Genomic DNA, 8,306 nt, shown 5'->3' on the forward strand with positions numbered 1-8,306 from the left:
CTCGTAGTGCCGCAACAATACGGAGGAGGTGCGAGTGTCCTCAGCTAGGATCAGATCAGCCTCACGTAGAGCCTCTAGTCCACGTAGGGTGATATCTCCAAGATTGCCTATAGGGGTCGGGACGACCGTCAGTTGAGCCATTGTAGTTAAGACTGTACTCTTGACTGGCAAGAGATATTACGGTGCAAACTTACGAAAATCTAGTGGAATCAAACATTACCGCCTAAATCTAAACTAAATTGTACCCTCTTCTTGGAGTGTGACTCCGTAGATTTCCCCAGCTGCAGCAACAAACGAAGGCATATCGCCTTGCCGTAGCTGTACCGTGAGGTGGTACTGGGAGGTGTAGTCCTGAGCGACAATCTCGGCGCCGTGGTTCTTGACCAGAAGCATCACAGGCCCCATCAGATCCATCTGAAAGCTAAGCGTCACGCTACTATATAGGATGACCTCTCGGACTGTTGCCTTGTCTAGAACCAGCTCGGTCGTAGAGCGATAAGCATCAATCAGACCACTGGTGCCGAGCTTAACCCCACCGAAGTAGCGGACGGCAGCCACAGCGACGTTGGTTAGGTCACGAGAGATCAAGCGTCCTAGGATAGGCTTGCCCGCAGTGCCTGAGGGCTCTCCATCATCGTTGGAGCGAGTCTCGTTCGCTTCGTCGCCATAGATTGAGTAAGCCCAGCAAACATGCGTCGCACTGTAATGCTCCTTGCGAAGCTCCGAGATACGCTCCAAAGCTTCCTCGGCACTAGAGACTGGATAGCAGTAGCCGATGAAGCGACTGCGCTGTATGTTTTGCTCGGCAATGGCTGGCGACTGGATCGTGTGGTAAAAGTCTTTCATCGCTAAGGCCTTCTCGTATTAGTTGAAGTTGGGTTGCTGCGAATAGTCGCTCTCCAGTATGTTGACGTCCCCACTCTTGTGGTACTGCACGCCATCAGCTCCTTCGGCGGTGATGACATAGTAGTAGACCCCGCTGGGCACAGGTTTGCCTCGACAAGTGCCGTCCCAGCCTCCATTGGGGTCGCTCCAGCTGTAGATGAGTCCGCCCCAAGCGTCGTAGATGCGAGCTTCAAAGGATACGAGCGACTGATGAACCACTTGAAAGAGGTCATTGACACCAGGACTGCTAAAGGGGGTAAAGACGTTGGGCACCTCAAGCCTAGAGCTTTGCACTGTCACCACTACTGGCTGAGAGGTGGCTGTGCAACTGGCCGTGCGATCGCTCGCCGTGCCGTAGAGCGTGTAGGTACCCATCTTGTCAAAGGTGTACTGGGCTTGGCGCCCGTTGAACTGCATTACGACAGAAGCGTCCTTAGAGATGGTAGCTCCCTCGGCAATGATGATTTGGTAAAGTACCGCCGCTGGCTCATTAGCGACCAACTCTATCTCCACTGTAGCGGGAGCGGAGAGACTCGAGGGGAGCTGTCCCGCATTGCTTGCCGTCGAGTCGGCAGCCTGCGACTGACCAGAGCTAACCAGCCGATAGCGAGCATGCAACTCAATGCGATGAGCCTGTAGCACGGGGCTCTCTATGGGCAGGTCGTACTGCTCTGCCACGCCTTTGGTAAAGCGGTCCCCTATGATGGCAAAAGAGGTGTCGCTCAACGGAGCTATCAGGTGCCACGCCCCACCATTGGTCTCGGGGAGTAGCTCTTCCTTTTGCTCTGCGGTGAAGGCATATGTCTCCTCTTTGTAAACGAGGTCTTGGTAGCGCACGACTAGCCCACGATCCGCCTGTATGGAGGTGCCTTGTAGCGTGCGGTAGGATATGGGAGGTAGCGGTCGAGAGAGTGTGAGCGTCACCTGCTGACAAGGCTCCGCAGCATCGTAGTCTGCTGTCAGAGCAAGGTCTCGTAGAGAGACACGACTGTAGTCAAAGATCCAATAGTAAACTCGTGTCATCATGATCTGACTAGGCTGAGCGGTGAAGTAACCGCACTCCAGCTGAGCATTTGGCACGGTGACGGTCGTCCCTGCGTACTGAGCCGTAGCCACAGGCTGCGCCTCCTGTATCGAGGTCGTGTAGCAGTAGAGCTTCTCTCCCGCAGCTATGGGAAAGGTCAAGGTAACTGCGCCACTCCCCTCTCCCGAAGCCGGATGATAAGCCAAGAGTCGCACCTGTTGCCCTATGGGCGTGTATGGCTGGCTCAGCTTGCCTGGACTAGCTGAGATGCTCTGCGCCGAGAGTGTTACGGCAGAGCTTATGAGTATGAGGAGTGACAGGATCAGGCTTCTAGTCTTCATGTGGCGTGCTACTATATATAATGTATCCAAGGAACCAGCTACTTGCGTCCACAGATTGTCTTGTAGTCGCAGTACTTACAGACGTCCAGTACTTCCGTTTGAGGGAACTTCAAGGCTAGCAGTTTGTTTAAGTAATGTATGACAAGCTCTTTGAGTTCGTTCAGAGCTACAGTTCCCTTAAAGCTTATCGCACCTTCATCTGCTGGGATAGCGGGCGCCAGCGAATAGAGCGTAGGCTGTATCTTGCTAATCCCCTCCTCCGCTTGCTGCGCATAGAGCATCGCATAGAGACAGGACTGTAGTATGTAGCCTCCCAGCTTACAGTTGCTCGCCATCTTACGCCAAGCGTCAAGCGTATCTGTGTCTAGCTCCTCCACTGTCTTAGGCTTTTTGATAGCTCCTGTCTTGTAATCCACGATGCGATAGTCTTTTCCATCGATTATATCCACTCGGTCGGGCTGACCCGTGAGGTGTATCGTATGATTCTGACCACTATCATCCGTCCACTCGAAGGGGAGGTTTGTCATCTTCGTCTCGCTAGCGAGCAGTTGGAGCGAATGACCAGCTTGGAGCAAGCGCTTGTCTATCTCTATAGCCTTGCTAATGTATCGCTCCAGGTCTGTCAGGAGGATTTCGTCGGGGGCACTCTTGTCAGAGACGATCTTTTTATAGAGCTCTTGCAGCTTGTCGCGGCTCACCGTGTGCTCTAGGTCTGAGACTTCGCTCGTCTTTTTCAGCCCTTTGTAAAACCACTCCAGATAAGCGTGCACCATAGAGCCAAGCTCGATCTGCGTCACGACTCCGAGCTCTTGGCGTGGCTCGCCGATACCTTTTATCTTCTTGAGGTAAAACTGGTAAGCGCAATTGTAGTAGGTGATCAAGTCGGAGGGAGAGAAAGTCTTCTCGCCCGAAGCTATCTGCTCCATATAGCGATGCACCTCCTCGTCATCGTCAGCGACAGTGTGCTCCTGCTCATTCCTAGCATCTAGCGAGTCAGCATAAGTGGACTCATCTAGCGACAAGTTCGTCAGGTAGCGTATTTGGTCCACATAGCGCGAAGGCTCCGTTGAGGAGATACTCTTAGGACGTGTGTCTTGGAGTAGATAAACCTGCTTAGCACCCTGTATGAGGCGGTAGAAGTGGTAGGCATTGGTATCGTCCTCAGTACGGTAAGTGGTCATACCGAAGGCGCTCCGTAGCATATCGGGGATGAGCGTCGTGGTATGGCTTGACTTAGGCAGATCGCCCTCCTGCACGTTGAGCATGATCACATAGTCAAAGGTGAGCGTACGTGTCTCCAAGAAACCCATCACCTGCAAGCCCTCCAGCGGAGCTCCCTCGAAGGGGATACTCCCCACAGCCATCAGTTGCTCCAAGAGATAAGCAACAGGTTTCGGAGCGTTTAGTAAATGATGTATGCCCTCGCTTGATTGTAGCAGATTGGACACCTGCGTGACGTAGCGGACGATTTGGTCTAGAGCTTCCGATAGGATTACGTGATCTATTGACTCGTCATCCTCTGTTGCTTCCTCTGTCTCTTCGTCTGTCGCTGTCGTCAACCCTTTGAGTAGCTCTAGCAACTGACCTATACGAGTGAGTAGCCCTACCCCCGTGAGACTGGGCGTGAGCAGATCTAGTAGACGCTGTCGCACCGCCTCATCTGCATCTCCAGCAACTTCCTCTATGATCGTGCGAAGCTCTGACGCTGTGATGGCGTAGTGGTGCAGAGTGATCCGATCCATCAGCGCAGTCGTAAGGTCGCCAAAGAGCTTTCGTGTCAAGGGAGCAGTCAGCCAAAGCTTCAAGCGCGAACAGGTGAGCTTGACACGCTCCACCCTTGTCTCCGACGAGGATACGAGACCATATATATTAAGGTATCGGCGTATCCACGTCGCCACAGAGGTATACTGGAGAGGATAGCCCATCGTCACGTTGAGCGAGGTGCAGGCAGGTTGCTTGAGCGAGTTCATCAGCGGGATGAGCGTCTTCTCATCGTTGAGCACGATAGCTATGCGTAGCTCCTTGAGCGCTGTGTCATCTTCCTTAGTAATCTCAGCGATGAGGTCGTTGACCACTTGTGGCTGTTGAATGGTTGAGTTGAGCGAGAGCAGGTGTACCTCTGGCGCATACTTACGGGCGAAGTCTTCGTCTAGAACGATTCCTCCGAGGCGCTTGGCGTTTTGATCTATCGTATTGTAGAGATGCTCATTAAAGTCCCCCTCAGCGTCTATTGAGACCCTCTGCCAGTAGAGCTGCACCTGTAGCGCATCGGCATCTGCGCTTTGGAGCTTCTTGATGATTGCTCGCTCTGCGGGTGTCAGGTTGTACAGCCCGACGAAGTTGACGAGACTAACTGCCGAACCGCTGTAACGCCGTAGCGCTCTGAGCAAATCATCACTTGTAAAGGTATCCTCCGCCACGATCCTATAAGCGCCTGCTCGGTAAGCGACCTTAAGATCGGCTAAACGCACATTAAATAGCTGGTAAATGTCTCGCCATACCATGGCAAAGTGGCGATACCCTCCCTGTGGACTATCCAAGTCCTGGTCTGATAGTCCGCGCCAAAACTCTTTGATAGCCTCTCGCTCCTCTTCGTCTAGATAGGCGTAGCTGTCTAGGTCATCTAGATTCTCTAGGTTGATCAGGAGCATCTCCACATCTGCCAAGGCTAGATCCATATCCTGGAAGTCTCGCAGCATGCGCTCCGTCTGGCTTAGGGAGAGCATCTGATCTGTCTCCACCTGCCCCAGCTTCTGATTGGCTAGATAGGTCGCATAGACCTCATAGAGTATCGAGATGAGAGCCGTATTGTCTAGGATAACCCGCCCAGACATCTCTGTGATCCACTCATCGATGGTGACGATACGAGGCAAAATCGTCGCAGGCTTATCCTGTGGCTGTGTCACCAGCTCACGCTGTAGGAAGGTCGCTGCACGCTTTGTCGGCACCACCACCAACTGATTCCTCAGCGGGACCTCACTAGAGCGCATTCGACTGACGACCTGCGAGAGAAAGCTGTCATTAGAAGCCATAGATACCCAAGACTAAAAGGTTATTGCAGATGTGTAGCCCTACCGATGGCCAGAGCGAGCCTGTAGCCCAGCGCAGGTAACCCAGCAAGAGGGCTAGGAAGAAGATCTGCAGCATCCCCATAGGGTTGAGGTGCATCACGGCAAAAAGTAGTGCGGGCAGGAGGATGACAGCCCATCGGGGAAAGCGCCTTAGCATCATCCACCCTATGAGCGCCCCTCGAAAGAAGAGCTCCTCGGCAATTGGGGTCAGCACCCCTACGGTGAGAAAGAGCACCCATAAGTTCTCACCCTCTATGAGTGTAGCTTGCGCCTCCTGAGATGCCTTGCTCCAGTTGCGTAGCCAAGCACCACCCCACCCCTCAGGCCAGACGGAGACGAGTGCTTGATTGCACCATGCGAGGAACAGATAGATAACTACAGCGAGGATTGCATAGAGGAGGAAGCGGGACAGCTTTACCCCCTTCCAGTATTCCTTCAGCGGTTCGAATGGGAGGGCTAGCAGGGCACTAGGTTCCTTCGGAGCAGGCTCATGGTACAGCCATCGGTAGCCCCACAGGTAGGTCCATGTGGACAGAAGAGCTCCCCCGCCAAAAGTTACGATACCCGCCCACGTAATCGGTAGTAGTGGATAGGCTAGCACAAAGAGGATTAAGGTGAAGAGGAGCAGTAAGACCAGCATCAGAGCACTCTAAAGTAATAGCCCAGCCCCATCGTGACACCCAGCTCGCCAGCACGACCATAGTCATCGCGCACCGTCGTAGCAAAGAGGTCGCTCAGACCGTAGTAGAAGTGTCCGCTCAGCGTGATCCTATGCTTCTCAGCTATGTCTAGGCTCAAGACGGGTCCGCCCTTGAGTCCCCACGAGAACTTGCTAAAGAGCGGATAGACATGCCGTCTCTTCACGACAGCTCTCGTCTCCTCGCTTGGCGTGGGGCTGCTCACGTCTCGTATGATGTAGCCCACGTTTGGTCCCACCTCTAGCCCCAGTTGAAAGTTGCCAAAGGGGTAGTAAAGATGCGCCATCAGCGTCAAGTCAATGAAGTCCATATCTCTCGCAAAGTTGTAGGCGATCGGCTTCGTATACTCCTCTCGCCAGCCACGCTGCTCGTAGGAGAGGCGCATCGTCATGCCCGTATAGTTCTGATTGGTCAGTAGCACCGCCACATAACCCATCGCCCCTAGGTGAGGAAGCATCTCCACACGTGGCACTAGGTCTAGCATCGAGCCACTCACACCTCCTCCGCCACCTATACGCACCTCCAGAGGCTTCAGCTGCGAGCGCTGAGCCTGCAGTGGTATGACTGAGGTGAGGAGCAAGAGGAGCAGTCCGCTCCACCATTTCTTAGGACTTCGCATAGCGCTTACTTACTCTGCTAGGGGGATCTGCTGACGCTGCTCCCCACGTGGACTATAGGTGATGAAGAAGAGGTTCAAGTTCGTATAGCCCCCTCTCCCAGAGCTGCGCCCCGTGATGGCTGGTGCAAAGAGGAAGCCAGACTGCAACCCATCCTTTGGCAGTTGATACTGGAACTGCTGGAAGCCACGTCCATAGGACGATATAGCTGCGATAAAGTAGCGCACCACGTCATATCCCAGTAGTGCATAGCTCGGGTAGCTCTCCTCTATATCACGGCCGTACCAATGCTTGTACGCCTCTCGGACACGCTGGCTCTCGGGAAGCTCCTTGTCCCAGTAAAAGGTGGAGAAGATCGTGGCTCGCACCTCTCGCAGGCGCTCATCTATCTCCTTGCCGTAAGTCTGCCACTGCGGATATCCGAAGAGCTGATAGTCACTCGTCGAGAGCCGCGCATCACGCATTGCGTCTAGTACAGCCGTAAGATCCGCCTTCTTGCTAGAGTTGAGTAGGATCACGCACTTCTTACCGCTCTGACGAGGCCACTGACCGATGGTTAGCTCTCGCAGAGAGCGGCTCTGCGTGGAAATGCCAGCCTCACGACAAGCACTCTCGATCGCCTTAAACTTGTCCGCCTGATCACCCTCGCCACAGCGCACGAGTAGTACTTCGTAGCCCGCATAGCGACGAGCAAAGGCTTGCTGCAATCGCTCCGTGACACGATACTGTGCGGGATTGAGCTGGAAGAAGTGGTCGTACAACTGCCCCTTGCCACTCTGCCATACGAAAGGCGAGAGATAGACCGCCTGCAGCTCCTTAGCACGCTGAGACAGTAGCTCCACGCTCTGCTCCGAGTCTCCGCCGATGATTAGGTCGTACTGCTGACCCTCCTTGGTCTTGAGGAGTTGCTCCAGTGCTGAGCGATTGACAGCCACATCAACCTGCAGATCAATGCTTATACCCTGGCGCTGCAACCGCTCAATAGCGAGGAGCGCCCCCTCGTAAAAGTGTAGATAGCGACTAGGCTGACCACTCTCTCGTAGGGGTAGTATCAGAGCCACTCGAACCTGCTCTAGCTGCATACCGCTTAGCGAGGTGGGCTCCTTCTTAAGCTTAGCCCCAGAGGCTACTACGATCCGCTCCCCTACTGCGATCTGTGCATCATGCTTCTGCGGATTGAGCTCGAGGAGCTGGCTCACTGTCAAGCCATACTTACGACTAATGCCGAAGAGCGTCTCGCCAGACTGCACCACGTGAATGCCAGGCTCCGCAGGAGCGACGGTCGGTGCCTCAACATAGATCGTGTCAGGCTTGCGCTGGGGGATCAAGAGCGTCTGCCCCTCACGGATACCCCACTGACTACCTTCGTTAAGCTGGTAGATCTCCTCCTCGGAGACTCCGTAGCGCTTGGAGATAGCGTAGACCGTCTCAAACTTCTTGACCACATGTCGCAGAGGTGCTTGTGCCATAAGCATTGTTGAGACTAGAAATAGGCTCATAGAGAGCAAGAGAAGGCGCTGTAATATCTGTTTCATCGATTCATCTCTGTCTAACTAGAGACAAAGGTAGCACAAATAGCACTCTTAGTCAACCGTTTTTACCAAGAGATTTTTGTTTCATAGCAGAGAAACTCAAAACTTACGTTAGGCAGACGCATCATATAGGTTTAG

General features: G+C 53.8%; 7 protein-coding genes. All 7 read right to left on the reverse strand.

Annotated elements, in window-relative coordinates; genetic code table 11:
* Positions 1-141, reverse strand: a 141-nt coding sequence (locus tag Q0X57_RS06435) for an SAM-dependent methyltransferase (protein ID WP_297729239.1), incomplete at its 3' end; no start/stop codon positions are given.
* Positions 142-234: 93 nt separating this feature from the next.
* Positions 235-846: a YigZ family protein gene (locus Q0X57_RS06440; RefSeq protein WP_297729223.1), complete on the reverse strand. Its 612-nt coding sequence runs from the start codon at positions 844-846 to the stop codon at positions 235-237.
* Between the two features lie 18 nt (positions 847-864).
* A complete protein-coding gene (locus tag Q0X57_RS06445) occupies positions 865-2,250 on the reverse strand; it encodes a gliding motility-associated C-terminal domain-containing protein (protein WP_297729226.1) in 1,386 nt (461 codons plus the stop codon).
* Between the two features lie 38 nt (positions 2,251-2,288).
* On the reverse strand, positions 2,289-5,282 hold the full coding sequence (locus Q0X57_RS06450; protein WP_297729229.1) for a PD-(D/E)XK nuclease family protein: 2,994 nt from the start codon (positions 5,280-5,282) through the stop codon (positions 2,289-2,291).
* Positions 5,272-5,961: a CPBP family intramembrane glutamic endopeptidase gene (locus Q0X57_RS06455; protein WP_297729231.1), complete on the reverse strand. Its 690-nt coding sequence runs from the start codon at positions 5,959-5,961 to the stop codon at positions 5,272-5,274. The genes Q0X57_RS06450 and Q0X57_RS06455 overlap by 11 nt, the downstream gene beginning before the upstream one ends.
* Positions 5,961-6,638 (reverse strand): porin family protein, encoded by a 678-nt coding sequence (locus Q0X57_RS06460; RefSeq protein ID WP_297729234.1) that lies wholly within the window; start codon positions 6,636-6,638, stop codon positions 5,961-5,963. The genes Q0X57_RS06455 and Q0X57_RS06460 overlap by 1 nt, the downstream gene beginning before the upstream one ends.
* Before the next feature lie 9 nt (positions 6,639-6,647).
* Entirely contained in the window at positions 6,648-8,135 is a 1,488-nt protein-coding gene (locus Q0X57_RS06465; RefSeq protein ID WP_297729237.1) for a LysM peptidoglycan-binding domain-containing protein, read from the reverse strand.
* Positions 8,136-8,306: the final 171 nt, after the last annotated feature.

The organism is uncultured Porphyromonas sp. (assembly GCF_947254915.1).
In the GTDB taxonomy this organism is placed as follows: domain Bacteria; phylum Bacteroidota; class Bacteroidia; order Bacteroidales; family Porphyromonadaceae; genus Porphyromonas.